The following is a 25278-nucleotide window of genomic DNA, read 5'->3' as shown; positions in this document are numbered from 1 at the left end:
GCAACCGTCTTGGCTGCCCGACCTGTCTTGGCATTAGGCTTACTCAGCCAGCAATGCTTCGATCGCACCCATCGTTTCCAGGTCCGCCTCGATCTGCGTGACGACCTCGGCCGCAGGCTGCCAGTACACCAAAGCGCCGGTCTCAGCGGCCAGCGCCTGCGCACGCTCGGACATCACCGTCTGCTCAGCGACGGCGATAATTTTGTCCTGAACGTCTTGCGGGGTGTCAGCGTGAACGAACAAACCGTTCCACAAGGATACGTTCAAATTAGGTGCCAGCTCAGCAACCGTTGGCGTATCAGGTGTGAGGCTGATGCGCTCTCCACCGATGGATGCAAGGACCTTTACACTGTCAAGACAGGGCAGGATCAACTGAAGCGTTGTGTTGATCACATCAACATCACCCGAGGCCAGCGTGTTGCAATCCAATGCGTCAAACGCAGCGTCCGACCCATAGGAAAAGCCCAGCTCAGCCGCGAGGCCCAGCGTCACCTGTGTCGGCACCAGCGGTGCGCCAAAGTGGCCTAGCGCCACATCGTTTTCTTGCGCATAGGCGGCAAGGCCAGCCATGTCATCATATGGCGCATCTCCAGCAACGGCGATCACAAACGGATAGGTCAGGAAGTTGCCGAGCGGCACGAAAGGATCAGGGTTCAGTTCTGGTATGCCCAACTGCGGACCAACAACTGGGACCGCGATGATGAAAGACCCGATCGTGTAGCCGTCAGCAGGCGCATTCGCCACTTCGATTGCGCCGGGGAACGGGCCACCGCCTCCACCTGGCTTGTTTACGACAGCCGTGGGCACACCATACGCTTCAGAAAAGTCTTCGGCGATCATCCGCGTCAGTACATCTTCCAGATCACCAGGAGGCCACGGCACAACAAATTCGACCGGCTTTTCCGGATACTCGGCCTGCGCGGACCCGGCGACAGCCGCTAGGGTAAGCGCCATCGCGGTAACTGATTTTGTAAACTTAAGCATTGTAGTCTCCCGTTGGTCGGTTCATATATTGAACCGGTGTTATGAAAAATAGCTTGCTGCGTGGGAAAGCTTGTGTCAAACTTTTTCTGAAAATGGGAAGGTTACTTTGCAAAATGTCGTCAGCATCCAAAGCGCTACAGCTGTTGTCTCTCTTTTCAACAGCACGGCCGGAAATCGGCCTGTCGGAGATGTGCAAGCTGGCCAAGCGCGATAAAGCGACGACCTATCGTCACCTCCAGGTCTTGGAAGACGCTGGCTTTGTTGAGCAAAATTCAGCGACGCGGCAGTATCGCCTTGGTCCGGCACTCTTGCAGTTGGGCCGAATGAGAGAGGCAACTGTCCCACGCGAAACAGGCGCGCGCACCGCCGTAAATACACTTGCAGATAAAACGGGCGAAACGGCGCATGTTTCGGTTCTGTCCGGCACAACCCTGTTCGCTTTGATGTCATGCGAATCGCCAAAACACAGCACACGAGCCATAATCGACGTCCCAACCTTCCCGCTGCACGCGACGGCATCAGGGTTCTGCACGCTCGCCTTCGGTCCGCCCGAGCTGTTTGATGCGGCCTGCGAAAATCTTGAACGCTACACCGACAAAACCCCGACGACGCCCGCCATTTTGCGCACTATAATTGATAATGCGTGCGAAACAGGTTTCGGCCGTTCAGACGGGCGTTTTGAATCCGAAATCCACAGCCTCGCTGCCCCGGTCTTTGACCAATCAGGCGAACCCTGTGGCGCGGTCTCCGTGGCAAGCGTCGCCTCGCGTACAACGCCTGACCTCGAACGTATCGTTAAGACCGAATTGATCACGGCCAGCCGTGACATCACCAAAAGCTGGGGCGGGGTCATCCCCGCCGCAATCGAACAGGCATGGTCATCGGCCATAGCATCTCAACAAGGATCGGAACCCACATCATGAAAGACTCGAACTTCCTTAAGGAACATAACGGCCGCTTGATGTGGCACCCGATGACATCCCCGAAAGACACAATCGACCAACCACCAAAAATCATCACGGGGTCCGAGGGGGTCAACATCACCGACATCGACGGCCATACCGTCGTTGATGGCGTTGGCGGGCTTTGGAATGTGAACTTGGGCTATTCGTGCCAACCTGTGAAAGACGCTATTGCCGCGCAGTTAGAACAGCTTCCTTACTATTCAACGTTCCGCGGCACATCCAACGACGCTGTGATTGAGCTGTCCTTCGAATTGAGCGAATTTTTCGCGCCAGATGGCCTTAGCCGCGCCTTCTTTACGTCAGGTGGGTCGGATTCCGTTGAAACGGCACTGCGCCTTGCCCGCCAATACCAAAAGCTGAAAGGTGAGCACGGCCGGACTAAATTCCTGAGCTTGAAAAAGGGTTACCACGGGACGCACATGGGCGGCGCGTCTGTAAACGGCAACGCAAATTTCCGCACAGCTTATGAACCGCTTTTGCCGGGCTGCTTCCACATCCCTGCCCCCTACACATATCGCAACCCGTTTAACGAAACCGATCCGGAAAGACTCGCGCATCTTTGTGTGCAGGCGCTTGAGGATGAAATCGCGTTCCAAGGTGCGGGCACTATTGCCGCGATGATTATGGAACCGATCCTTGGTGCCGGCGGCGTTATTCCACCGCATAAATCCTTTGCGCCAATGGTTCAGGAAATCTGCAACCGCAACGGTATCCTTTTGATCACGGATGAGGTTATCACTGCCTTCGGGCGCACGGGGGCATGGTCCGGCGCACGGCTTTGGGGCATCAAGCCCGATATGATGGCAACCGCCAAGGCGATTACAAACGGCTACTTCCCGTTCGGTGCCGTCATGCTGGGTGACCGGATGATCGAAGTTTTCGAAGGCAATCCTTCGGCTAAGATCGGCCACGGTTACACCTATTCCGGCCACCCTGTAGGTGCTGCTGCGGCATTGGCCTGTCTCGCAGAAACCAAACGCTTGAACGTGGTCGACAATGCAGCAGCACGCGGAACGCAACTTTATGAGGGCTGCAAACAGTTGATGGCAAAGCACGACATCATCGGGGATGTGCGTGGCGGGCACGGGTTAATGACGGCCATTGAAATGGTCAGCGACCGCGCGACCAAAAAACCAATCGACGGCGGATCAGCAGGCACGGTCCAAGAGGTCGCCTATCAAAACGGTGCCATGGTGCGCGTCTCTGGTCCGAACCTGATCCTGTCTCCGCCTTTAGTCCTCAGCGAAGCAGAGGCAAACACAATCCTGTCCGCAATCGACGCAGGTCTATCAGCCGTTTGAAAGGCAGCCGAATGACACAAGATCACATCGCCCTTTTGGGCACCAAAGGCGGCCCTGCCATTCGGCCCGGATCATCTATGCCCACGTCGAACCTGATCTGCCTGAACGAGCAACAGATCGTTCTGGACTGCGGGCTTGGCGTGACCAAGGGGCTTGTCAATCAAGGGATGCAACTTAAGGATCTGTCGCTGATTTTCATCAGCCACCTTCACTCAGATCACTACCTCGAACTCGGCCCGCTGATCCACACTGCGTGGACGGCAGGACTTAAAACCCCCGTTGTTATCTACGGTCCTGACGGCCTTGAAGGGTATTGGGCGGGCTTTCTCGCATCAATGAAGGCCGACATCGACTTGCGCACTGAAGACGAAGGCCGTCCAGACCTACGTGATCTGGTCACTTTTCATGTGGTCGATGCAGGCGCCGTGATGGACCATGCCGGCATCACCGTCACAGCACTACGAACCGAACACCCGCCGCTGGTCGATTGCTTCGCCTATTCTTTTAAGACAGAAAATTTTCATGTCGTGTTTTCCGGCGACACGGCTCCGATTGAATCTCTCGAAGATTTTGCCCGTGGCGCAGACATCCTTATCCATGAAGCGATGCTGGAATCCGCCCTGCCCGCTTTGATGGCGCGGATTGGCAATGGCTCGGACAAATTGATGGCACATTGGTTGCGTTCGCACAGCTTTGCCCATGACGCTGCGAAAACGGCGCAAAATGCAGGTGTCCAACGATTGGCACTGTCGCATCTGATCCCGTCCGATGACCCTGCATATGGCCCCAAAGACTGGCAAAACGCCTGCGATGGCCACTATAACGGCGACCTGATTGTCGGTCACGACGGCCTCCGTATCGACCTATGACACGCTCGAACGTTGAGCTGATGGCTGACTGAAAACGGCTCATGGGGCCGAACGTGTCAACGTTCTACGATGACCCTGTGCATATCGTAAAAGGCGACGGCGTCTGGTTGTGGGATGCGGATGGGCGCAAATACCTCGACTGCTATAACAACGTGCCTCATGTGGGCCACTGCAACCCACGCGTCGTAGATGCGATCTGCCAGCAAGCCGGAACGCTGAACACCCACACGCGCTATCTGCATGAGGGTATCCTGGACTATGTCGAGCGTCTGACCGCAACCACAGATGCGTCATTGGATACCGCGATCCTGACGTGCACCGGCTCCGAGGCGAACGACATCGCCCTGCGCATGGCTGAGGCCGTCACCGGCAAGCGCGGTATCATCGCGACGGACGCGACCTATCACGGCAACACCGCGTTGGTGAGCCAGCTCAGCAACTCCAACATCCCGACTGTGGGCTTTGGACTGGGGCAGTTCTTTCGCTTCGTGGATGCGCCGGACAGCTATCGAAACCCTGACCCCGATGGCGCGATCTTCGCCGCCCAAGTCGCAAACCAGATTGAGGCACTCAACGAAGACGGAACTGGCTTTGCGGCCCTCGTCGTCTGCCCCTATTTCCTCAACGAAGGGTTCCCCGACCATCCCGATGGATGGCTAAAACCTGTGGCAGAGGTTGTACGCAAAGCCGGTGGCTTGTTGATCTGCGATGAAGTCCAATCCGGTTTTGGCCGGACAGGTACCCACATGTGGGCGCACGAAAAAATGGGAATTGTGCCGGATGTGATGGTTTTGGGCAAACCGATGGGTAATGGCCACCCCATCGGCGGCGTGGTTGCCAAGGGTGATATCGTGGCTGAGTTTCGCAAAGGTTATCGCTATTTCAACACGTTCGGCGGCAATCCTGTTTCTTGCGCGGCGGCAATGGCGGTGCTCGATGAAATCGAAGCCAGTGATCTTGTCACCAACGCTCTGACTGTTGGTACCTACGCCCGGTCGCGTATGGTCGAGCTTGCGAAAAAGCACGACGTTATCGGCGATGTCCGAGGCTCGGGTTTGATCTTTGGCAGCGAAATGGTGCTGGATCGTCAGACAAAAGCCCCCGCCAGCGATTTCACCGACCGTATCATCAACGCGATGCGTCATCGCGGCATCCTGCACTCCAAACTGGGGCGACACAAAAACACGCTCAAGATCCGCCCGCCGATGCCGTTCTCGATCCAGAATGCCGATCTGCTGTTTGATACGTTGGATGAGGTGTTGTCCGAAACGCCGCTTTTTCCATGATGTTGGCCGCCAAAGCATTGCCCCTGTGGGGGTTGGAAGGCGCTAAGATCACGCTGATCGCAGCCCGTGAAAACAGCGTATATCGCGTGGATCACCCGACAGGGTCATTCGCTATGCGACTGCACCGTCAATGCTACAGGACAAACGATCAATTGAAGTCCGAGCTCGACTGGATGGCTTGGGTCGCCCAATCTGGATTATCTGTACCTGCACCACAGGTCAGCTTGGACGGGTCACATTTACAAACTGTGGATGACGTACAGATTGATATTCTCAGCTGGTTGAAGGGCGCTACACTTGACGTGTTGCTGCCAAGCATGGGGAAAGAAGCGCGATTACAGCTCTTTCAAAGCTTGGGTCGCGATATCGCGAAACTGCATAACGCCAGCGATGCTTGGCCCGGTGTTGCCACTTGTGTGCGGCCGGCATGGGACGTCGATGGATTGCTGGGGGGTGCTCCTCTTTGGGATCGGTTCTGGGATAATCCCGGCCTCACTGCAAAACAACGGGACCTTTTCTTTGCATTCCGGACCGAAGCGCGCAGCAATCTCGACGCACTGGCTGCATCACTGGATTATGGATTGATCCACGCCGATCTCGTGCCTGCCAATGTGATGGCGCAGGGCTCCATACTTCACTTCATCGATTTCGACGATGGTGGGTTTGGTTTTCGATTATTCGAGGTCGCGACGGCCTTGCTGAAATACCGTGCTTTGCCAGATTTCGAGACCCTCAAAGCCGTTTTGATCGTAGGCTATCAAGCGCATCGACCGCTAGGCTCAGGACCCATTGATCTGCTTGAGGCTACGTCGGCAGCGTGATTCAAGCTCCCAAACTGACGGGGGTGATGATGAGCAACCTTTTCTGGCTAACGGACGCGCAGATGGACCGGCTTCGGCCGTTTTTTCCCAAGAGCCATGGCAAGCCGCGGGTGGATGACCGGCGTGTTCTGAGTGGAATAATATTCATCAATCGCAATGGCTTGCGCTGGTGCGACGCGCCCGCGGAATACGGCCCGGCCAAAACGCTCTATAACCGCTGGAAACGATGGAGCGACAAGGGCATTTTCGCGAGGATGATGCACGGCCTTGCGTCGGAGGCAGCGGTTCCAAAGACGGTGATGATCGACGCGACCTATCTGAAGGCGCACCGCACGGCGAGCAGTCTGCGGTCGAAAAAGGGGGGCCCGACGACCAGCGGGGGCGCGCGATCGGCCGAACCAAAGGCGGCATGAACACCAAGCTGCATGCCGTCACCGATGCCGAGGGACGACCGATCCGGTTTTTCATGACCGCGGGCCAGGTCAGCGACTACACCGGCGCTGCGGCCCTTCTTGGCAGCCTGCCATCGGCACAATGGCTTCTGGCCGACCGGGGCTATGACGCCGACTGGTTCAGGGAAGCGTTGAAAGACAAGGAGATAAAGCCCTGCATCCCTGGCCGGAAGTCCCGCGCCAAGCCCGTCAAATACGACAAGCGCCGCTACAAACGCCGCAACAGGATCGAGATCATGTTCGGGCGCCTGAAGGACTGGCGCAGGATTGCCACACGCTACGACCGATGCCCGAAAGTCTTCCTCTCCGCCATCGCCCTCGCCGCAACCGTCATGTTCTGGCTATGAAACGAGAACGAGTCCTGACCCTAAAAACCATAGAACGGGATTGTTGTTCAGCCGATTTGACCGGCACAAACCGCATCGTTGGCCGGACAGCCGCTTCTGCAATGGCCTCGGCATCGTTCGCGTCATTCTTCTGACGCTTGACGAATGGCTTCACATAGATCGGCGGGATCAAGCGGACGTCATGGCCGAGCTTCATGATCTCACGTCCCCAGTAATGCGATGAGGCACACGCCTCCATCGCCACCACACAGGGCGGCTGTTCGCTGAGGAACTTTAAGAACTGCCCTCGAGATAATTTCTTACGGAACACGGGCTCACCCGTCGCTGTCGCGCCATGCGCTTGGAAAACTGACTTTGCCAAGTCTACGCCAATCATTGTAACTTCGTTCATGGATGCCTCCTCCGGTTTGGTGCTTTCAACATCACCACTATGGCACAGTTTGATGCCGGTTTCGGGGTGGGGCATCCACACCATCAGTGTCCTGGAACCGCACGATCCTCGACTTCGGCTGGACGTTCACTGATCATTATCTCGTCCGTAACGTAAGCCTTGCCTTTACCCTTTCGTCGCGCGCGAGGAACGCGCAAGGCGCGGCCAGAGCGCAGGCAAGCGACCAATTCTCGACGCAGCGCACCACGCCCCTGAATAAACAAGGACTGATAAATGGCTTCATGGCTGATACGCATCAAGGGGTCATCCGGATAATCCAGCGGTAGGCGGCGTGCAATTTGCTCAGGGCTCCAAGCCAGGGCCCATTTGCGGTGCTGGCGCCGCACCGAACGCCGCTTTGTCCAGCGTACGGTAGGACCAGCGACAACATCCCCATCGGGGCCCGCTATCTGACCCGACAGCCGCTCTTCGACATAGTGCCGCAACATATCATGTCGTGCCAGTTTTGTTGTCTTGGGTCTGCGCGCTGCACGATCAGCGTGCCATTGGGCGGTTGTCGCGCGATACTCAAAACCGCCGCTGCGCGTTGCTGCATTACGACGCAATTCTCTGGAAATCGTAGAAGCAGCTCTGCCAATCTTACGGGCGATCGCGTTGACGCCCAAACCTTGAGCGTAACCGCTCCGTTGCTACCGCCTGCCTGATTTTGGCGTGATGGGCTAAGACACGTGCATAACGACGTCGTTTGCGACGTGTCTTATGCGGGGGTGTTGATGCGGGGTGAAATTCTTGGACTTGAGCGGCGGCGGCGGTGGAGCGATGAAGAGAAGCTCGGGATCGTCATGTCGGTCGGGATCGATAATGCGACAGTGACGCAAGTTGCGCAGCGCCATGATGTGACACGGCAACAAATTTATGCCTGGCGCCATGATCTGAAGAAGAAAGGGCTTTTGCCGCCGGAGAGCGGCGTGCTGTTCCTTGCTGTCGATATTCCACCCGCGCACCGCGTTCCCGCCATCTCCGAAGCGTCCCCCGGAGCAGAGCCCAAGCCGGTCGAATTGCGTCTACGCAGCGGGCGCTGCCTGCGCTTTGACAGCAACATGGACGCGGCGTTGCTGACGCTGCTGATCCGAGCGGTGGAGGCGGCATGATCGGCCCGGGGACCGGCGTTCGGGTGTATCTGGCCTGCGGCGTCACGGACATGAGGAAGGGCATCGCCGGTCTGGCAGCTCTGGTCCAAGATGTCTTGCGCCAGAAGCCGACAGGCGGTGCGGTTTTTGCCTTCCGGGGGCGCAGGGGCGACCGGCTGAAGCTTCTCTATTGGGACGGTCAGGGGTTCTGCCTCTATTACAAAGTGCTCGAACGCGGTCGATTTCCCTGGCCCGCAGCGACAGAGGGCGCGGCGCGGCTGACCTCGGCGCAGTTGGCAATGTTGTGGGAAGGGATAGATTGGCGTCGCCCGAACTGGGGCGCACCACCGGCTCGAGTTGGGTGAATTATCCGCCTGATTAGCCTTGTTTTTATGGCGCTTCCACTTGCGCCATGGTAGTTGGACGCATGTCAAACCATGTTGTAAATCTTCCTGATGATCCCGCTGTTCTGAAGGCAATGATCGCTGCTTTGCAGGCAGAGAATGCCAAGATATCGGCCACGTTGCGTGTCCATGACCAACTTGTTCAGGCACTGCGTTTGCGGATCGCCAAGCTGCAGAAACTGGCCTTTGGCAAAACGTCGGAAAAGATCGAGCGCGAGATCGAACAATTGGAACTGGCGCTGGAAGACCTGTTGGTCGCTGTCGCCGAAGGGGATGATGACCTCATCGATGAAGGTCAGAATGAGCCAGCACCCGATGAGACGGCAGTTCCGAAGCTCCGCCGTCGTCCGCGCGTCTCTGACGCAACGCCGCGCGAGCGTCGTGAACTCGATCCTGGCACTTGCTGCCCTGATTGCGGTGGTGATTTACGTGTAGTGGGCGAGGATGTCAGCGAACTGCTTGATATGATCGCAGCCCAGATGAAGGTGATCCAGATTGCCCGCATCAAAAAGTCCTGTCGTCGCTGCGAGAAGATGGTGCAGGAGCCCGCTCCAAGCCGCCCGATCCCCGGCAGCATGGCGGGTCCGAACCTGCTGGCCCATATTCTGGTCTCAAAGTTTGACGATCATCTTCCTTTGTATCGCCAGCACGAGATCTTTGCCCGCATGGGCGCAGATATTCCCGAAAGCACGCTTGTCAGCTGGTGTGGACGTGCCATGAAAACCCTCCAGCCGCTTATCGAGCGGATCGAGGCTGATATTATGGGCAGTGATCTGCTGCATGCGGACGACACGCCAATCCGTGTGCTGGACCGGTCCTTGCGCGACAAGGGCCTCGGCAAGGGCGTAAAAAGGGGCCGGATATGGGCCTATGTTCGTGATCAGCGCCCATGGGCGGGTTCAGCGCCACCGGGGGCGATCTATTACTTCGCCCCGGACTGGAAAGAAGAGCATGTTTTGCGGCACCTCTCGGAAGGCTGCGGCATCCTGCAGGCTGACGGTTATAAGGGGTATGCCAAGCTTTATGACCCAGAACCGGACGGAACCACGCGCTTCCGCGAGGCCGCCTGTTGGGCGCACCTGCGACGCGACTTCCATGACGTCTGGGCATCCACCAAATCCGAGATCGCCCGTGAAGCGCTCGACCGGATTGGGGCGTTCTACGATATCGAGCGCGACATCGCAGGCCAGCCTGCCGATCTGCGCCTTGCCGCGCGCCAAAAGCTGAGCAAACCGAAGGTCGAAGCCTTCCTCGCTTGGTCGGAACAACAGCTCCTGCGCATCCCCGGCAAAGGCGATCTCGCCAAGGCATTCCGCTATGGTCTGAGCCGTCAGACGCCGTTCTGCTTGTTCCTTGAGGATGGCCGCGTGGCAATCGACAACAACCCGGCCGAACGCGCCCTGAGACCGATTGGCATAGGCCGCAAAAATTGGCTTTTTGCCGGGGCCGATACCGGTGCGGAAACCCTTGTCCGGGCCATGACGCTCGTTGAGACCGCCAAGCTCAACGGCCTCAATCCGCAGGCCTATCTGGCCAACATTCTCGACCGCATCCATGATCACAAGATCAACCGTCTCGACGAATTGCTACCTTGGAATTGGGTGCCCGTTGGAACCGCGCAATCGAAGGCAGCCTGATGGCAGCAGTGACGCATGTTTGCACAATCGCCCACGTCGCGAAAATGCTTGGCGAAGACCAAGACCTCCTCGAGGCAATCATCCGCAACGATGATAATCTGACCTACGGCAGCATCATCCGCATCTATACAGGGCAAGAGGAGGGCATGACTGGCCTCACCGATTACGGCATCGAAGAGCTGGCTGACATGATCAGAGAAGCACGCCTGACAACCCAGACCTGGCACGACTTCCTCGACGACTTTGTCGATGACACCGACCTTGTCGCCCGGATCAAGGCAAAATCACCGCGGTAGCAACGGAGCGGTTACCCTTGAGCCCGACAAAGCGCAATCTCTTCACGTTCTGCAAAACAGAGATAGCGCCCCGAAGGTGGCGGTGCGGAACTGGAGTATTGTGATGGCGGCATGCCTCCGGCCTCTCGAAACCAACGACTGCCAACAGGGGCAGACGCTCCAGCTTGAACTGCGGCTTCTTCGCTGGAAATGCCCTGTTCAATCAATCGCCAAAACAAAACTTGCTGAGCGCGATCTGCCACTTTGGGCCGTCCTGGCGAGCGCATCTTGTCTCGGGTGCTTCGATCCGAAGCTCGTTTGTGTGTTGTCATCACAACCTCCAATCTGGAACCGTTGCGACGACCAGTTGAATCCGCCCAATATTTGTCCATTCGATACACCGAGCGTTTGGCCGAAGCCGGGATCGAGCCGTCAGTCGGCAGTGTCGGCGACTCGTATGATAACGCCCTCGCTGAGACGATAAACGGTCTCTACAAAACCGAACTGGTCCATCGGCAGGGACCGTAGCGCAACATGCAGGATCTGGAAATGGCCACACTCGGATGGGTCGATTGGTTCAACAACAGACGCTTGCTTGGCCCCATCGGAAACATCCCGCCAGCAGAGGCTGAAGAGAACTTCTATGCACAGCGCGACGTGCTCGATATGGTCGCGTGAAATGAAGCTATAGGTCTCCGGTGAAACCGGGGCGATTCAGCGGCGGCCTGCCCAGTTTCATCATAGGCCCCCTCCGGACAGGCCGCGCGCGGGGCCGTTGGCCAAATCTGCCCGCCCGGCGTGAAAGTCCGCCACTCGCGCGCTCAGGTCACCCGCGACCGGGTTTGATAGGCCGGATCGCGCCATAATTCGTCGCGCATTACCCGCTCGATCCGCTCAGCCGCGATGCGGATGTCGTCACTGTCGAGATAGAGCGGCGTGAAGCCAAACCGCATGATGTCCGGCGCGCGGAAATCGCCAATCACGTCCTGCGCGATCAGCGCCTGCATCGCCGCATAGCTGTTGTCGAAAGTGAACGACACCTGCGAACCGCGCAGCGACGCATCGCGCGGTGACGCAAGCGTAAGGTCAGGACAACGCGCCTCAATTTCGCGAATAAACAGCTCGGACAGTTCAATCGAGGCGGCGCGGATGTCAGCCATATCGACGCCCTCCCAGATGTCCATCGCAGCATCCAGAACCGAAAGTTGGACAATCGGCGGCGTGCCGATCCGCAAGCGTTCGGTTGTCATCGCGGGGCGGTAGTGCCGCTCCATCGCAAAGGGCGCATCGTGGCCCATCCATCCCGAAAGGGCCGGTTTGACCGAGGCCACCAGATCGGGCCGCACATAGATAAAGGCCGGGGCACCGGGGCCGCCATTGAGGTATTTATAGCTGCAGCCGACGGCAAATTCGGCCTGCGAGGCGGTCAGATCCATCGGCACCGCGCCGGCGCTATGCGCGAGATCCCAGATCATCACCGCCCCCGCCGCATGGGCCGCGCGGGTGATTGCCTGCATGTCGTGCAACCGACCGGTGCGATAATCCACCTGCGTCAGCATCACCACCGCGACCTCATCGGTGATTGCGTCAAGCACCGCCTCGGGGGCCGGGGTGCGCAGTTCCAACCCCTTGTCGATGGTGTCGATCAGCCCCTCGGCCATATATAGATCGGAGGGGAAGTTGCCGTTGTCGGACAGGATCACCTTGCGATCCGGGCGCATTTTAAGCGCCGCCGCCAGCGCCTGATAGACCTTGATCGACAGCGTATCGCCGGTGGCCACCGTGCCCTCTGGCGCACCGATCAGCCCGCCGATCCGGTCGCCCACCCTCTTGGGCAGTCCGATCCAGTCGGCGCTGTTCCATGCCTTGATCAGCTCTTGGCCCCATTCCTCTTCGATCACCTGCACCGCACGGGCACGCGCGGCGCGCGGCAGAGGCCCCAGCGAATTTCCATCAAGATAGATGACGCCCTCGGGCAGGGAAAACAAGTCTTTCTTGGGCAGGTTTGTCATCACAATTCTCCGCGCAGATGCCACAGTTCGGGAAACAATTCGACGCTAAGCATCCGGCGCAGGTATTGCACACCTGACGAGCCGCCAGTGCCACGCTTGAAGCCGATCACCCGTTCCACCGTGGTGACATGATTGAACCGCCACCGACGCAGGTAATCCTCGAGATCGACCAGCTTTTCCGCCAGTTCGTACAACGTCCAATAGCGTTCGACGTCCAGGTAGACCCGCTTCCACCGCTCCTGGATCTCCGGCACCGCGCCGTGCGGTTGGCGCAATTGCGGGGCGGGCATGTGGTCAAGACTGCCATCAAGCGTTTGGAACAGCAGGCGCACCACCTCGTCATACAGGCTGGGCCGCGCGAGTTCGTCAGACAGCGCGCGGTGCACTGCCGGGACATGTTCGTGCGGGGCAAGCATATTGGCATTTCGGTTGCCGAGGATGAACTCGATCATCCGGTATTGATAGGATTGAAAGCCGGACGAGGCCCCCAGCGTCTCGCGGAACCGGGTGTAATCGGCGGGCGTCATGGTGCGCAGCACGTCCCAGGCGGAATTGAGCTGCTCAAAGATCCGGGTGACCCGCGCCAGCATCTTGAACATCTCGGGCAGTTGATCCGCCAGCAGCGCCTCGCGCGCAGCAGACAGCTCTTGGATCGCCAGTTTCATCCACAGTTCGCTGGTCTGGTGCTGGATGATAAACAGCATCTCATCATGCGCCGGTGACAGCGGTTTTTGCAACGACAGCAGGTCGTCAATCCGCAGGTAGTCGCTGTAGGACATCGCATCGGTGAACGACATCTTGGTGCCTTCACTGCCGGGATTATAGCTGTTGTCTGTCATCGCGTGCCCTTTAGGCTCTGGTCTCTGCTCGGCCAACGCCGCATGCTGCGCGTCATTCGATGGGCCGTGCAGATGCGTGGTCGGGAGGCGGCAGTTTGGCCGGATCAGATCTGTATTCAAGCCTAAAATTTTAGCCATGTCGCTAAATCGTGTTGGGGCCCTTCCCGCTGAGAAAAGTCGGCCAATATTGCCTTTCGAGCAACCCTCGGAGGACAAATGGCCAAAGCGAACCCTGCACCGATAAATCAGCACCTGTTTCGATCTCTGCTCGATCAACTGCCACAGCTGAATGCGAACCAGATCGAAGATTTGCTTTCGAGCACCATGGATATCCGTCGGGCACGAGCATCTTTGTCCGAAATAGAAAGGCGAGCCGAGAGAGACGACGCGTGTCCACACTGCGGTGGCTGCCGACGACAAAAATGGGGGCAAACCCGAACCGGAGTGCAGCGTTTCCGATGCAGCGGATGTCTGAAAACCTATACTGGTCTCACTGGAACTCCGATTTGCGGCATCCACCGCCACGATCTGTTTCTCGAAGTCGTCCGAGATATGTTTTCCGACAGGCCACGATCCTGCCGGAAGCTGGCATTCTCGCTCGGCAAAACCAAGGACACTATCTGGCGATGGAGAATGTTGATTTTGGCGGCGGTAGGCCATGGTTCTGACGCCAAGTTCGGCGGAATCGTTGAAGTCGATGAAACCCACCAACGTGAAAGCCGCAAAGGGTCGCGGGAATGGGTTTTATATCGCCAGAATCCATCTCTCTTCCCACGCCCGCCACGTCATCAATGGTATGTCTACAAAAGCGGACGCGTGAAGATGAAACGAGGACTGTCTCGTTGGCAGCTGCCGCTTCTCACAATCACAGACCGTTCTGGACATCGGTTTCTTGAGCGGATCAAGAACAGGAGCATACCTGTCATCGACGCCGCCCTCAGTCCGGTAGTTGCAACGGATGCAGTCCTTTGCACTGACGGTGCAGCGGCATACGCACGCTTCTCAACAAAGAACGGAATGGTGCATCATGTCCTGAACAACAAGCCTGGCCAGAGGGTCATTCAGAAGGCATATCACATTCAGAATGTGAACTCACTTCATTCTCGCTACGATGAATTCATGCGCCCGTTCAAAGGTCCTGCGTCGAAATACCTGAAATTGTATCTTCGCTGGTTCCTGTTGCGCTCAAGGCTAAGCTCAGAGGAAGCCTTCAGAAAAGTGCTTGAAGGGATCTAATAGGCCATTGACCGCAGGCCTCGCTCGAACCAATTTTAATCGAGTTTCAGATTTAGGTATCCCATGCGCATTGTCTTTGCTTTTTTCTTAACAGCGGCCCTCTTAGCGGGCTGCAATAATGCGCATCAGGCTTCTGTTAATCTGGACGGCGGCGTGCAAGTGTCTCTGGAGGTCAACGGAATGTTCAGCCTCCAGAGCGATTGGCGACGGACACTGACGGTGGAGCATCGTGGTGAGATAATATCACGCGAGCTGTTCGAAGACACTGGCTGGTGGAGAGGATCAAACTTGTATCTCGCAGAGGCAGGCCTCTTTGTTCTGGATGAAGGACAAATTGGATGTATTGCGTTTCGATTGGATCCTGTGCGCTTCGACGACAAGGCCGCAAGATGCCACAAAAGACGCCAAACGCTGACCAATGAAGATATTTCTGGCAGAGACGACAACACAGGATCTTATGTCTATCCCGGAATGCGCTATTTGGGCCGCTTTGCTGAAACCTTGGATGATCGTGCGCGTGTCGAGTTCGTTTCCGCTGGAGAGGCCCCAGAAATCAGGCTGCCCGACCCGCTGTAGTCGCCGTCCAGCATCCAGGTCGCCACGGGTTGGCATTCTGATCGCAACATTCCCACCAAATACTTGGAACTCTGATCACCTGCCCAACCGACTCCCTATACCTTTTTTGTTTGCCAACACGGTTTGAAGACATGGCTAAAATTTTCGGGCTAAACGACCTCTGCGTTTTAGAAAGGACCGGAAGGATGAGCGATGTGACGGGGATCAATTGGGAAGATGCCTTTGCCAATGCCGCCTATATTCCAGACGGTTTGACGTATCCCGAGGGATGGGCCGCAAAAGCCGCGCGGTTTCGCGATGGGGCGGCTGGTGAGTTGGATGTGCCTTACGGCGATCATCCGCGCGAACGGCTGGACCTGTTCCTGCCGCAGCACGCGCCGCGGGGGACCGTTGTGTTTGTGCATGGCGGGTTCTGGCTGGCGTTCGACAAATCCTATTGGTCGCATCTGGCCGCAGGGGCGCTGGCGCAGGAGTGGGCCGTTGCCCTGCCCGGATACACCCTCGCCCCCGAGGCGCGCATCAGCGAGATCACCGGCCAGATCGGACAGGCCATCGCATCTGTTGCTACCCGGTTGCCCGGCCCGATCCGCCTGACCGGGCACTCGGCGGGCGGGCATCTTGTGACCCGGATGGTCTGTGACAACAGCCCGCTGTCTGCGCCTGTTCTGGACCGGATCGACCGGGTGGTGTCGATCAGCGGCGTGCATGATCTGCGCCCGCTGCAACTGCATTCCATGAACCACAAGCTCCGCCTGACGCCCGCCGAGGCTGAGGCCGAAAGCCCTGCCCTGCTCCGGCCTTTGCCACATGTCGAGGTGACGGCTTGGGTCGGCGCGGCGGAGCGGCCGGAGTTTATCCGCCAGTCCGCGCTGTTGTCCGAGAGTTGGAGCACGCCCGACAGGCCGGTGCCGTTGATCGCTGAAGCGCGGCGGCATCATTTCGATGTCATCGACGGTCTGTGCGACCCCGCGCATGATCTGTGCCGGAGGCTGACAGAAACGTAGCGGCCCGTTGCCCGCGGCGTTGGGCGCGTGGCGGTTTTCGGCGCAAAAGGGCCAGTGGCTTGGTGCCACTGACGAAGTGCTCCAGAGGCTTGGGTGCGGAAGGTATTTGCACAAGCAGGTGTGTTGCACTATGTGTAGACACATGCACCTACTACTCGAACATATTTGGGCACTCGAACAGATGAGGACACCATGCCAGCGCCACTGAACATTCGTGACATTGGACAGGACCGCAAAGCCGCGCTTGAAGCAGAGGCGCGGGCGTCGGGTGCCTCGATTTCGGACGTCGTGCGCGACTGGATCGACGCCGGGATTGAAAGATCCCGCGCCGAGCAGGCACGCGCGGCATGGATCGCCTCGGCCAAGGACGGCCTTGCAAACGAGGCGCGCCACTTGGAACAAGACGGCCCCAGCCTCGCCCGGTTCAGACAGCTTTGAGCCCGCGCTGATGCAGGGCGCGATCCATCGCTTGCGCGACGGCAAAGAGCTTGTGTGCCGGGTCCAAACCGACCTTGGCGTCGAAACGCCCTATATCCTGTGCGCGCCGGTTGTCGCCCGCGAAGGATGGGGCGCGCTGACGCCAAAGCTGCATATTCCGTTTCAATTGAACGGCACCGCGCACGTTATTCTTATGTCGCAACTGGTTGCGATTCCGGGTACGCACATCGGCCCGGTCCTTGGCGATGCCTCGGCGTGGCGCGATGAGATCGTCGCCGCCATCGACCTTTTGGTTTCAGGATTCTAGGCGCTGGCCTGTCTCACGCTGTGCGTATCGCGCTGTTTGAGATCGGTTTCTGAGGTGTAAAATTGCCGTTTGGCAGGCGTGTTTGGGCCGCGCCAAAGCATCACGCCGCGCGCCCCGGCCAAGACAACATACAATTGGATACAAAAATTCAGCGCGATAACCGTTCCGCACTTGGCCATTTCGCACTATCTCTGAAAGCCAATGATCGAGATGCAATACGGGAACACCTATGTCGAAATCGGGATTATTCATTGGCGCGTTCCTTGTGATCGGCCTCGGGGCCTTTGTCTGGAACGCGACGCGTCCGGCCGAAGAGATGGCGGGCCATTCGATGACACCGCCGGATCTGAGCGATGTTGCCGAGGGTGGACCGATTGCGCAGGTCACGCTGCCAGCCGAGCTGTCGGCCAATGCCGAGATCGGCAAGCGCGCGTTTGATGCCAAATGCTCGGCCTGCCACGGCGAGAATGCCGCAGGCCAAAACGGCGTCGCGCCGCCCTTGGTGCACAAGATCTATGAGCCAAGCCACCACGCCGACATGGCCTTTGTCTTGGCGGCCAAGAATGGCGTGCGGTCGCACCACTGGAAGTTTGGCGACATGCCGCCAGTTGAGGGGCTGACCCAAAGCGATGTGATGATGATCGCGGCCTACGTGCGCGAATTGCAACAGGCCAATGGGATCAACTAGATGAACTGGCGCGCGGCGAAAGATTTGGTTTTCGGCAGGTTGGTCCTGCTCGCCGCGCTGGCCTTTTTCATGGCGCTTCTGGGTGCGCCCGGGGCCGCGCATGCCCATGCCGAACCGCCGGCCGTCGCGGAACATGTCACGGAACACGCCGGCGATACCCAGCCTGCCGTGGATCTGCATGCCGGCGATCTGCATGCCGACGGGTCCGACACCTCTGGCGTCGGACATTGCCACGGCGATGCCGCCTGTTCTGCCGGGTTGCACATCGTTTTTGCGGCGCGGGCGCACGCGCCAGAGCCGATCCCCCTTGCCGCGCCTGATCGCAGGCCCGTGTCGTTCGACGACACCAGCCCCGGCCGCGAGCCGCCGGTGCCCATTGCTGTCTTCTGATGTATGAACGGCCCCACGGGCCGCCCCCACTCAGAGGAACACGATATGAACTATGTAAAATTCACCGGTCTCGCGCTTGGCCTGTCCGTTGGCATCGCGATTGCAGGTGGCGTTGCGGCGCACTCGGGCGCGAAGGGCATCGTTAAGGACCGTATGGACGGCATGATGGCCTTGGGTAAATCGGTCAAGGCGATCACCCCGATGATGCGCGGCAAAGTCGCGTATGACGCCGATGCCGTAAAGGGCTTTGCCCAAGACCTGCGCACCCATTCCGGCGAGGCGATGACGCGCCTGTTTCCCGAAGGCACCAACGCCGCGCCTTCGGTGGCCAAGGCAAGGATCTGGACCGATTGGGACGGGTTCGAGGCGCTGGCCATGCAATTGCACGCCCTGTCCGACGGGATGGAGCAGGCCGCGGACAATGGCCTTAAGGGCACCGGAGGCACGACCGGTAACATGATGGGCGGCGCCACGATGGGCGCCAATATGATGGGTGGCAGTGCGATGGGCGGTGCCACAATGGGTGGCGATGCGATGGGCAGCGGCGCGATGATGGGTGGCGCAGCAGCGGCCAGCCTTCCCAGCCCCGACGCGCTTGCGGAAATGCCCGCCGACGCGGTGTTCCGACTGGTAAGCCAGACCTGCGCCTCGTGCCACACCAAGTTCCGCGCGGAAAAATAGCATGCGGACATTGATCAAAGGAGTGGGCGCGCTCGCAGTCTTGGGGTTCGCCGGGCTGGCCGCCGTTGCGGCTTGGCCCATCGGCAGGCCAACGGAGCAGATCGAGCTGACCGGCGATGTCCAACGCGGGGCCTATCTCGCGCGGGCGTCGGGATGCATTGCCTGCCACACCAACTATGAAGAGGGCGGTGCCGCGCTCGCCGGGGGTGTCGGGCTGGAAACCCCGTTCGGCACGCTGTATTCGCCCAACCTGACCACCGATGACGAGAATGGCATCGGGGGCTGGACCCGCGATGACTTTGCCAAGGCCGTGCGCCAAGGCATCTCGCCCGATGGCGCGCCGTACTACCCGGCGTTTCCCTATCCGTTCTATCAGAAGTTCACCGATCAGGAGATTGCCGATCTTTGGGCGGCGTTCCAGACCGTGCCGCCGGTGGCCGAGCAGTCGCGCGCGGCGGACATGGGGTTTCCCTTCAACCAGCGCACCCTGATGAAGGTTTGGCGCGGGCTGTATATGTGGAAGCCGCGCGTTGATCCGGTGCCAGATGCCGACCCGGTTTATAACCGGGGCAAGCAGCTTGTCGAAGGCGCGGCGCATTGCGGGGCCTGTCACACCGGGCGCACGTTGCTCGGTGGACGTGACCTTGAGAACAAGCGGTTCCGTGGCAGTGCGGCGCTTCCCGGTGGCGGTAAATCCCCGGCGATCGACACCAAAACGCTTTTGGCGCGGGGCTGGGACGTCGATACTCTGGCCTATGCTCTGGGCACGGGGATCACCCCCTCGGGCGATGCCTTTGGCGGTGCGATGGGCGAGGTGGTGCTTTATGGCACCCAGTTCCTGACCGAAGCTGACCTTGAAGCGATGGCGACCTATCTTTTGGAGAGCCCGAAATGACGTTCTCCAGAACCAACACACGAAAGGAACGGCTGTGACAGTCACACGGCGAAACATCCTGCTTGGGGGGGCGGCGTTGGCCGCGCTCCCAAGATTTGCCGCCGCTCAGGCGGGGCCTGAGCAATTGCACGCGGCGGCCTATGATCTTCAGCTGTTGCCCGAAGATTATGGCCGCACCACGCTTTGGGGCTATGGCAACAGTACGCCCGGCACCGAGATCCGCGTGGCACAGGGCGCGCGTGTTCGGCGCCAGTTGGTCAACGATCTGAAAGAGCCGACATCGATTCACTGGCACGGCATCCGTATTGACAATGCGATGGACGGTGTCAGCGGGCTGACGCAAGAGGCGGTGCCGCCGGGGGCGACATTTGACTATGATTTCGTCGCGCCGGACGCCGGAACCTTTTGGTATCATGCGCACAACCGGTCGTTCGAACAGGTCGGTCGTGGCCTGTATGGCGCGCTGATTGTCGAGGAACCGGATGCGCTCGACATCGACCGCGATGTGGTAATGCTGCTCGATGATTGGTTGGTTGACCCTGACACCAGCCAATTGGTCGACGGGTTCGGGGCCCCGCATGATTTAAGCCACGGCGGCAGAACCGGCAACTTCATCACCACCAACGGCGCCTTTGCCTATGAAGCGCCTGTCAAACGCCATGAGCGTTTGCGGCTGCGGCTGATCAATGCGGCCAACGCGCGGGTGTTTCAGTTGCAGCTTGAGGGGCTTGAGGGCTGGATTGTCGCGCTTGACGGGATGCCGCTGGCCGAGCCGCGTGCGATCTCTGACCCGATTGTGCTTGGCCCGGCACAGCGCGCCGATGTGATTGTCGACGTCACCGCCGAGGCCGGAAAAGCAGCCTATCTGGTGCGGGCCGAGGGCCGCGATGTATTTCCGCAAGCCGCCTTCCCGGTGTCGGAGGGCGGTGCGACGGCCCGGCGCGGCACGCCGCCGCCCCTGCCCCCCAATCAAACTGCGCGCCCGGATCTGGCCAAGGCCACAGCGCTTGATCTGCGGATGGAGGGCGGTGCCATGGGCGGTCTGCGCGGTGCCACGATGCAGGGCGAACCCCGCTCGATGCGGCAGTTGGTCGAGGCCGGGCAATTCTGGGCCTTCAACGGCGCTGTCGGGTCAATGGACGGCCCGCCCTTGGCCGAACTGGCGCGCGGTGAACCGGTGCGGATCAAGATCATCAACGACACGGTGTTTCCGCATGCAATGCACCTGCACGGCATGCATTTTCATGAGGTCACGGCAGACGGAGCCCTGGGCGACCTGCGCGACACCACTCTGGTTTCGCGCGGCGAGACCCGCGAGATTGCCTTTGTCGCCGACAATCCCGGCGACTGGCTTTTGCATTGCCACATGCTGTCACACGCGGTTTCGGGCATGACCACACGGATCAAGGTCGCGTGATGCACCGGCCTCTCACCTTGGGGGGACCAAGTGCACCGGGCGACCGGCGCACACACTCAAAGCGGTTCGGCGGCATATCCAGCCGCCGAAATCGCGGCCAAAATGTCGGCCTGCTGCGCCTCGGTTTCAATCGAAACCGTGCGGGCGGTCAGATCGGTCACCACCTGCGCCGCGGGATCGCTGGCCGTAATGCTTTTGCTGATCGCCGCCGTGCAGTGGCCGCAGCTCATATCGGGAACGCTGAATTTCATAGTCTCTGCCTCATAATACCGAAGCGCAGCTTGAAGCGTCCAGCAGGGGGCAGGTCAAGCGCAATTCGGCCTCTGATTTCGCTTGACCTTCCAGTCACTGGAACGGTGATGATGGGCGTCAAACCACTCGAACGCAAAGTTAGAAAGGGAGTTGCCGGATGAACATTGGAGAAGTTTCCGAACTGTCGGGCCTGCCCGCCAAGACGATCCGCTATTATGAGGACATTGGCCTGATAAAACCGAAGCGATCAGAAAACGGGTATCGCGCGTTTCGCGAGCATGATCTGCACAAACTGGCATTCCTTGGCCGGGCGCGCGCGCTGGGGTTTTCGATCGACGATTGCCGCACCTTGCTTGATCTTTACGAGGATGACACCCGCGAAAGTGGACAGGTGAAAGCCTTGGCCAAACAGCACCTTGGCGAGATTGACGAGAAGATCCGGCAGTTGGAAACCATGCGCGAAACGCTGTCGCATCTGATCAGTGCCTGTCACGGCGATCATCGTCCCGACTGCCCGATCCTGGGCGATCTGTCGGGCATGGAAATCGGCTCCACCACGAGCGGACGGCGGCGCAGGCCCGAGGCGAACTGACGGCCTCAGGCGCTGCGCTTCACGTGCGCTTTTGGCCGCGCAACGCGGGCCAAACGCAGCTCAGTGCGCCTTTTTCTGCAACACCAGAAAGGTCATCATCCCAAGCGGCGGGAACCGGTCATGTTCGACAATGTCGAGATCGGGTTCGCCAAGAACAGTGTTGATGTGAAAGTCCGAATGCCAGCCCAACAGGTTTGCAAACGGCGCCGAAAGCCGTTCGACCACCGCAAGAAATCCGGCCTCGCGGGCAAAGTGGTTGGTGATCACGATATGGCCCCCGGGTTTGCAAACCCGCGCCATTTCGGCCATCACCCGTTCGGGTTCGGGCACCACCGAAATCATGTGCATGCCCACCACCGCATCAAAAGTCGCGTCAGGAAACTTGAGCTGGCGCGCATCCATTTGCTGTAGGTCCGCCACCTGTTTCAGCGACATCTCCTGCACCCGTTCGCGCGCCTTGCGCAGCATGTCATGGCTGAAATCGATGCCCGTGACCTGCAAATCCGAGCGATAGCACGGCAGCGCCAAACCGGTGCCAACGCCGACCTCAAGCACGCGATTGTGCGTGTGGGAGTTGATGAAACCGACGGCCCTGCGCCGCCCTGCATTTGTAATTGCGCCAAACGTGATGTCATAAATCGGCGCCCATCGTGCATACGACGCCTTGACGGAATGGAGTTCCAAAGGAGTGTCCTCTTTAATGCGTACCTTTGCGCACCGTAGCAACGGCCCACAACAAACCTGCGACATAAACCAATGACGCGATCAACAAAGTGGCCCAGAGATAGGACAGCAATGCCGCCAAAAGCAGCAAGGCCCCCAGGACCCAGAATTTAGCATGCTCGCGGTTGATCTTGACGTTTTTGAACGAATAGGTCGGCACGCGGCTGATCATCAACAGTCCGATGACAAGAATGTAAACTGCGACGAATGCGGGTGGAATCAAGCTGTTATCGGAAAAGAAAAACGCCACATACATCGGCATCATCGCCAATATCGCGCCTGCGGGTGACGGCACGCCAACAAAGAAATCGCTGGTTTTGTTCGGCTCTTCGCGGCCACTGACATTGAAACGGGCAAGCCGCAAAACGCAGCAGATCGTATAGCCGAGCACCGCGATCCAGCCCAAGCGGTTGAAATCTTGCAACGCCCAAGCGTGGATGATCAACGCCGGTGCGACGCCGAAATTGAGGAAATCCGCCAGCGAATCCAGCTCGGCCCCGACCGGGCTTTGACAGCGCAGCAGCCGCGCAAGGCGGCCATCGACGCCATCAAGCACGCCAGCCAAAAGGATCAGCTGCACGGCCTTTTCAAAATTGCCCTGATAGCCGAAACGGATCGCCGTTAGGCCCGCGCAGATCGCGCCAAGGGTCAGCAGGTTGGGCAACAGATGGATGATCGGAACGACGACGGTGCGCTTTCTGCGCTTTTTCGCGCCAGAAACCTCGAGGCCAGTTTTCTCTTGGCCCGTCTTATCCGGGGTCGGATCGCTCATGCTCTAGTCCGTCCGCGCGATACGTGCAGGGTCATTGGCGGTCAGATCCGCGAGGATCGTCTCACCTGCAACCATGGTCTGGCCGATGCTCACATGCGGCTCAACCCCCTCTGGCAGATAGACATCCAGCCGCGAACCAAAGCGGATCAGGCCAAAGCGCGCGCCGGCGACAATCGTATCGTTCGGTTTGACAAAGCACACGATGCGGCGGGCGACGAGCCCGGCAATCTGCACCACGGCAATCTGGCGACCATCGGCCATTTCGATGCTCAGACTGTTGCGCTCGTTGTCCGAGCTGGCCTTGTCGAGCGAGGCGTTAAAGAACTTGCCCGGACGATAGGCAATCGCCGAAATCTTGCCCGCCACCGGCGCGCGGTTCACGTGGCAATTGAACACATTCATGAACACGCTGACGCGGGTCAACGGCGTGTCGGCCATGCCAAGCTCGGCCGGGGGCACCGCGGGTTCGATCAGAGAGACAACACCGTCTGCCGGGCTGATCACCAGACCGTCGCGCACCGGCGTCACCCGCTGGGGATCGCGGAAGAAATAATAGCACCAGACGGTCAGCCCAACGCCAATCCAGCCCAAAACATCTGCGATGAGGAACAAAAGCAGCGCTATCGCGGAAAATATCGCAACAAACTTGCGCCCCTCGGGGTGCATCGGTTTGATAAAGGTGTCTCGCATCTTCATGAGGTGTCGCTTTCAGTACAAGAACGGTCGTGTGTTAACCCACGCCCCGACGATCTTCAACGCGTGAATGGCGGCGGCTTGGGGTTTCTCTTTATGCCATGTGGCATGTGGCGGGGGCCTAATACAACGCAATTGCGGAGGAACCGGCCATGCCCCGCCGAGGATCTGGCGGTTGCATCCCTCTCGCCTCTGGCGGCCCGGTCGTTTAGGGCCCGGCTTTTGCGGCGGGTTCAGTATCGCCACGCGCCAGCCCCGATTGAAACCGCGCCATTTCGCGGGCCGTTGGGGCCGCACCGCAAAAGGTTTTTACATAGGCCGGAACGCGGGCGATGCGGGTGGCGCGATCCTCCACCACTTGCATCGAGATATAGCCGATCTGGGTAAGATAAACCGCGCGCGCCCGCACGTCTGCTTCATCGCCGTCATAGCCAAACCGCGCAAACATCGCGCGGATCGCCATCAGGCGCGCCTCATCCGCGCGGTGCACCCGCGCCGCCACCTCGTCCGACTGATGCGCCCAGCCCCGGATGGCAAAATCAAGCTGCGGCTCGAACCTGCTTTCGTCGTGAAACACCGCGATCAGGTTGAGCAGGGCTTCGGAAATACTGTCGGCATAGGCCCCGCAGGCCGCCTCGAATGCGCCGGTGTTCTTGGCCTCCCACTCTTGCAACAGGGCGTCCAACAGCGCGTTTCGATCCTTGAAGAACCAGTAAAAGCTGGTGCGCGCGAGGCCGAGACCGCTGGCCAATGGCTGGATCTTGACCGCATCCACCCCCGACGAAATCAGCGCGCGGCGGGCGGCGTCGAGCCAAACCGCACGTGAGCCGCGCCAGCCCGAGGTCTTGTCAGCTTCAGTTTGGGGAGACCGAGGGGATGTCATCGCCCGACGATAGGCGGG

Annotated in this window: 29 protein-coding genes and 4 pseudogenes; 22 read left to right on the top strand and 11 right to left on the bottom strand. The window is 59.2% G+C overall.

Annotation, left to right across the window (positions count from 1 at the left end):
* Nucleotides 1-39 precede the first annotated feature (39 nt).
* Nucleotides 40-984 carry a tripartite tricarboxylate transporter substrate binding protein gene (locus tag ACW9UO_RS17595; protein WP_457088838.1) on the bottom strand — a complete coding sequence of 315 codons (945 nt, stop codon included), beginning with the start codon at nucleotides 982-984 and terminating at the stop codon, nucleotides 40-42.
* 41 nt (nucleotides 985-1025) lie between these two features.
* Here ACW9UO_RS17595 and ACW9UO_RS17590 point away from each other — a divergent pair, with 41 nt between their 5' ends.
* The 6 genes from ACW9UO_RS17590 to ACW9UO_RS17565 all read left to right on the top strand — a co-directional run bounded on the left by ACW9UO_RS17590 (nucleotide 1026) and on the right by ACW9UO_RS17565 (nucleotide 7025).
* A complete protein-coding gene (locus ACW9UO_RS17590; protein ID WP_457088837.1) occupies nucleotides 1026-1907 on the top strand; it encodes an IclR family transcriptional regulator in 882 nt (293 codons plus the stop codon).
* Complete coding sequence (locus ACW9UO_RS17585; RefSeq protein ID WP_457088836.1) at nucleotides 1904-3250, top strand: aspartate aminotransferase family protein; 1347 nt, start codon at nucleotides 1904-1906, stop codon at nucleotides 3248-3250. Before ACW9UO_RS17590 ends, ACW9UO_RS17585 begins: the two co-directional genes overlap by 4 nt.
* Before the next feature lie 11 nt (nucleotides 3251-3261).
* Complete coding sequence (locus tag ACW9UO_RS17580) at nucleotides 3262-4119, top strand: MBL fold metallo-hydrolase (protein ID WP_457088835.1); 858 nt, start codon at nucleotides 3262-3264, stop codon at nucleotides 4117-4119.
* A gap of 41 nt (nucleotides 4120-4160) precedes the next feature.
* Complete coding sequence (locus ACW9UO_RS17575) at nucleotides 4161-5405, top strand: aspartate aminotransferase family protein (RefSeq protein WP_457088834.1); 1245 nt, start codon at nucleotides 4161-4163, stop codon at nucleotides 5403-5405.
* Complete coding sequence (locus tag ACW9UO_RS17570; RefSeq protein WP_457088833.1) at nucleotides 5402-6226, top strand: phosphotransferase enzyme family protein; 825 nt, start codon at nucleotides 5402-5404, stop codon at nucleotides 6224-6226. The genes ACW9UO_RS17575 and ACW9UO_RS17570 overlap by 4 nt, the downstream gene beginning before the upstream one ends.
* A 29-nt stretch (nucleotides 6227-6255) precedes the next feature.
* Nucleotides 6256-7025, top strand: a protein-coding gene (locus ACW9UO_RS17565; RefSeq protein ID WP_457088577.1) for an IS5 family transposase whose coding sequence is annotated in 2 segments (ribosomal slippage) — nucleotides 6256-6592 and nucleotides 6592-7025 — 771 coding nt in all. Because the reading frame shifts where the segments join, the coding sequence is not laid out codon by codon here.
* Nucleotides 7026-7038: 13 nt separating this feature from the next.
* Here the strand turns inward: ACW9UO_RS17565 and ACW9UO_RS17560 are convergent.
* Both ACW9UO_RS17560 and ACW9UO_RS17555 read right to left on the bottom strand, forming a co-directional pair.
* Nucleotides 7039-7416 (bottom strand): annotated as a pseudogene (locus tag ACW9UO_RS17560) (IS110 family transposase); the annotation flags it as partial.
* Between the two features lie 86 nt (nucleotides 7417-7502).
* Nucleotides 7503-8090: pseudogene (locus ACW9UO_RS17555) on the bottom strand (transposase); the annotation flags it as partial.
* 99 nt (nucleotides 8091-8189) lie between these two features.
* On the opposite strand from ACW9UO_RS17555, the gene tnpA reads away from it, so the two are divergent.
* From tnpA to ACW9UO_RS17535, 4 genes are all read left to right on the top strand, one after another.
* Nucleotides 8190-8567: an IS66-like element accessory protein TnpA gene (tnpA, locus tag ACW9UO_RS17550; RefSeq protein ID WP_457085816.1), complete on the top strand. Its 378-nt coding sequence runs from the start codon at nucleotides 8190-8192 to the stop codon at nucleotides 8565-8567.
* Nucleotides 8564-8911, top strand: a complete 348-nt coding sequence (gene tnpB, locus ACW9UO_RS17545; protein ID WP_457085817.1) for an IS66 family insertion sequence element accessory protein TnpB — start codon at nucleotides 8564-8566, stop codon at nucleotides 8909-8911. The genes tnpA and tnpB overlap by 4 nt, the downstream gene beginning before the upstream one ends.
* 62 nt (nucleotides 8912-8973) lie before the next feature.
* Entirely contained in the window at nucleotides 8974-10587 is a 1614-nt protein-coding gene (tnpC, locus tag ACW9UO_RS17540) for an IS66 family transposase (protein WP_457087087.1), read from the top strand.
* Complete coding sequence (locus tag ACW9UO_RS17535; protein WP_457085819.1) at nucleotides 10587-10883, top strand: hypothetical protein; 297 nt, start codon at nucleotides 10587-10589, stop codon at nucleotides 10881-10883. The genes tnpC and ACW9UO_RS17535 overlap by 1 nt, the downstream gene beginning before the upstream one ends.
* Before the next feature lie 14 nt (nucleotides 10884-10897).
* Here the strand turns inward: ACW9UO_RS17535 and ACW9UO_RS17530 are convergent.
* Nucleotides 10898-11194, bottom strand: a pseudogene (locus tag ACW9UO_RS17530) (IS30 family transposase); the annotation flags it as partial.
* A 43-nt stretch (nucleotides 11195-11237) separates the two neighbouring features.
* Between ACW9UO_RS17530 and ACW9UO_RS17525 the strand changes: the two are divergent.
* Nucleotides 11238-11540 (top strand): annotated as a pseudogene (locus ACW9UO_RS17525) (integrase core domain-containing protein); the annotation flags it as partial.
* Between the two features lie 143 nt (nucleotides 11541-11683).
* Here the strand turns inward: ACW9UO_RS17525 and kynU are convergent.
* Both kynU and ACW9UO_RS17515 read right to left on the bottom strand, forming a co-directional pair.
* Nucleotides 11684-12874 carry a kynureninase gene (kynU, locus tag ACW9UO_RS17520; RefSeq protein ID WP_457088832.1) on the bottom strand — a complete coding sequence of 397 codons (1191 nt, stop codon included), beginning with the start codon at nucleotides 12872-12874 and terminating at the stop codon, nucleotides 11684-11686.
* Nucleotides 12874-13713: a tryptophan 2,3-dioxygenase gene (locus ACW9UO_RS17515; protein WP_457088831.1), complete on the bottom strand. Its 840-nt coding sequence runs from the start codon at nucleotides 13711-13713 to the stop codon at nucleotides 12874-12876. The genes kynU and ACW9UO_RS17515 overlap by 1 nt, the downstream gene beginning before the upstream one ends.
* A 216-nt stretch (nucleotides 13714-13929) precedes the next feature.
* Here ACW9UO_RS17515 and ACW9UO_RS17510 point away from each other — a divergent pair, with 216 nt between their 5' ends.
* The 10 genes from ACW9UO_RS17510 to ACW9UO_RS17465 all read left to right on the top strand — a co-directional run bounded on the left by ACW9UO_RS17510 (nucleotide 13930) and on the right by ACW9UO_RS17465 (nucleotide 21345).
* The gene (locus tag ACW9UO_RS17510) at nucleotides 13930-14949 is read left to right on the top strand and encodes an IS1595 family transposase (RefSeq protein ID WP_457088830.1); all 1020 of its coding nucleotides are present in this window, start codon (nucleotides 13930-13932) and stop codon (nucleotides 14947-14949) included.
* Between the two features lie 63 nt (nucleotides 14950-15012).
* A complete protein-coding gene (locus ACW9UO_RS17505) occupies nucleotides 15013-15525 on the top strand; it encodes a putative periplasmic lipoprotein (RefSeq protein ID WP_457088829.1) in 513 nt (170 codons plus the stop codon).
* A gap of 185 nt (nucleotides 15526-15710) precedes the next feature.
* Nucleotides 15711-16529 carry an alpha/beta hydrolase gene (locus ACW9UO_RS17500; protein ID WP_457088828.1) on the top strand — a complete coding sequence of 273 codons (819 nt, stop codon included), beginning with the start codon at nucleotides 15711-15713 and terminating at the stop codon, nucleotides 16527-16529.
* A gap of 192 nt (nucleotides 16530-16721) precedes the next feature.
* Entirely contained in the window at nucleotides 16722-16967 is a 246-nt protein-coding gene (locus ACW9UO_RS17495; RefSeq protein WP_457088827.1) for a hypothetical protein, read from the top strand.
* 10 nt (nucleotides 16968-16977) lie between these two features.
* Nucleotides 16978-17274: a CcdB family protein gene (locus ACW9UO_RS17490; RefSeq protein WP_457088826.1), complete on the top strand. Its 297-nt coding sequence runs from the start codon at nucleotides 16978-16980 to the stop codon at nucleotides 17272-17274.
* Between the two features lie 229 nt (nucleotides 17275-17503).
* The gene (locus tag ACW9UO_RS17485; protein WP_457088825.1) at nucleotides 17504-17962 is read left to right on the top strand and encodes a c-type cytochrome; all 459 of its coding nucleotides are present in this window, start codon (nucleotides 17504-17506) and stop codon (nucleotides 17960-17962) included.
* Entirely contained in the window at nucleotides 17963-18352 is a 390-nt protein-coding gene (locus ACW9UO_RS17480; RefSeq protein WP_457088824.1) for a hypothetical protein, read from the top strand.
* A gap of 45 nt (nucleotides 18353-18397) precedes the next feature.
* Entirely contained in the window at nucleotides 18398-19033 is a 636-nt protein-coding gene (locus ACW9UO_RS17475) for a c-type cytochrome (RefSeq protein WP_457088823.1), read from the top strand.
* A 1-nt stretch (nucleotide 19034) separates the two neighbouring features.
* The gene (locus ACW9UO_RS17470) at nucleotides 19035-19928 is read left to right on the top strand and encodes a c-type cytochrome (protein WP_457088822.1); all 894 of its coding nucleotides are present in this window, start codon (nucleotides 19035-19037) and stop codon (nucleotides 19926-19928) included.
* A gap of 34 nt (nucleotides 19929-19962) precedes the next feature.
* Nucleotides 19963-21345, top strand: coding sequence for a multicopper oxidase family protein (locus ACW9UO_RS17465; RefSeq protein ID WP_457088821.1), 1383 nt, complete (start codon nucleotides 19963-19965; stop codon nucleotides 21343-21345).
* A 56-nt stretch (nucleotides 21346-21401) separates the two neighbouring features.
* Here the strand turns inward: ACW9UO_RS17465 and ACW9UO_RS17460 are convergent, their stop codons facing one another.
* Nucleotides 21402-21596, bottom strand: coding sequence for a heavy-metal-associated domain-containing protein (locus tag ACW9UO_RS17460; protein WP_457088820.1), 195 nt, complete (start codon nucleotides 21594-21596; stop codon nucleotides 21402-21404).
* A 158-nt stretch (nucleotides 21597-21754) separates the two neighbouring features.
* Here ACW9UO_RS17460 and cueR point away from each other — a divergent pair, with 158 nt between their 5' ends.
* Nucleotides 21755-22189, top strand: coding sequence for a Cu(I)-responsive transcriptional regulator (cueR, locus tag ACW9UO_RS17455; RefSeq protein WP_457088819.1), 435 nt, complete (start codon nucleotides 21755-21757; stop codon nucleotides 22187-22189).
* A gap of 60 nt (nucleotides 22190-22249) precedes the next feature.
* On the opposite strand, the gene ACW9UO_RS17450 is transcribed toward cueR, so the two are convergent.
* From ACW9UO_RS17450 to ACW9UO_RS17435, 4 genes are all read right to left on the bottom strand, one after another.
* A complete protein-coding gene (locus ACW9UO_RS17450) occupies nucleotides 22250-22873 on the bottom strand; it encodes a class I SAM-dependent methyltransferase (RefSeq protein ID WP_457088818.1) in 624 nt (207 codons plus the stop codon).
* A gap of 13 nt (nucleotides 22874-22886) precedes the next feature.
* On the bottom strand, nucleotides 22887-23684 hold the full coding sequence (pssA, locus tag ACW9UO_RS17445; protein ID WP_457088817.1) for a CDP-diacylglycerol--serine O-phosphatidyltransferase: 798 nt from the start codon (nucleotides 23682-23684) through the stop codon (nucleotides 22887-22889).
* Between the two features lie 3 nt (nucleotides 23685-23687).
* On the bottom strand, nucleotides 23688-24380 hold the full coding sequence (locus tag ACW9UO_RS17440) for a phosphatidylserine decarboxylase (protein ID WP_457088816.1): 693 nt from the start codon (nucleotides 24378-24380) through the stop codon (nucleotides 23688-23690).
* Nucleotides 24381-24585: 205 nt separating this feature from the next.
* A complete protein-coding gene (locus ACW9UO_RS17435; protein ID WP_457088815.1) occupies nucleotides 24586-25260 on the bottom strand; it encodes a TetR/AcrR family transcriptional regulator in 675 nt (224 codons plus the stop codon).
* Nucleotides 25261-25278 lie beyond the last annotated feature (18 nt).

Source organism: Marinovum sedimenti (assembly GCF_054052205.1).
Note: the sequence above shows the minus strand (reverse complement) of the source record. Positions and strands in the feature narration are given on the sequence as shown.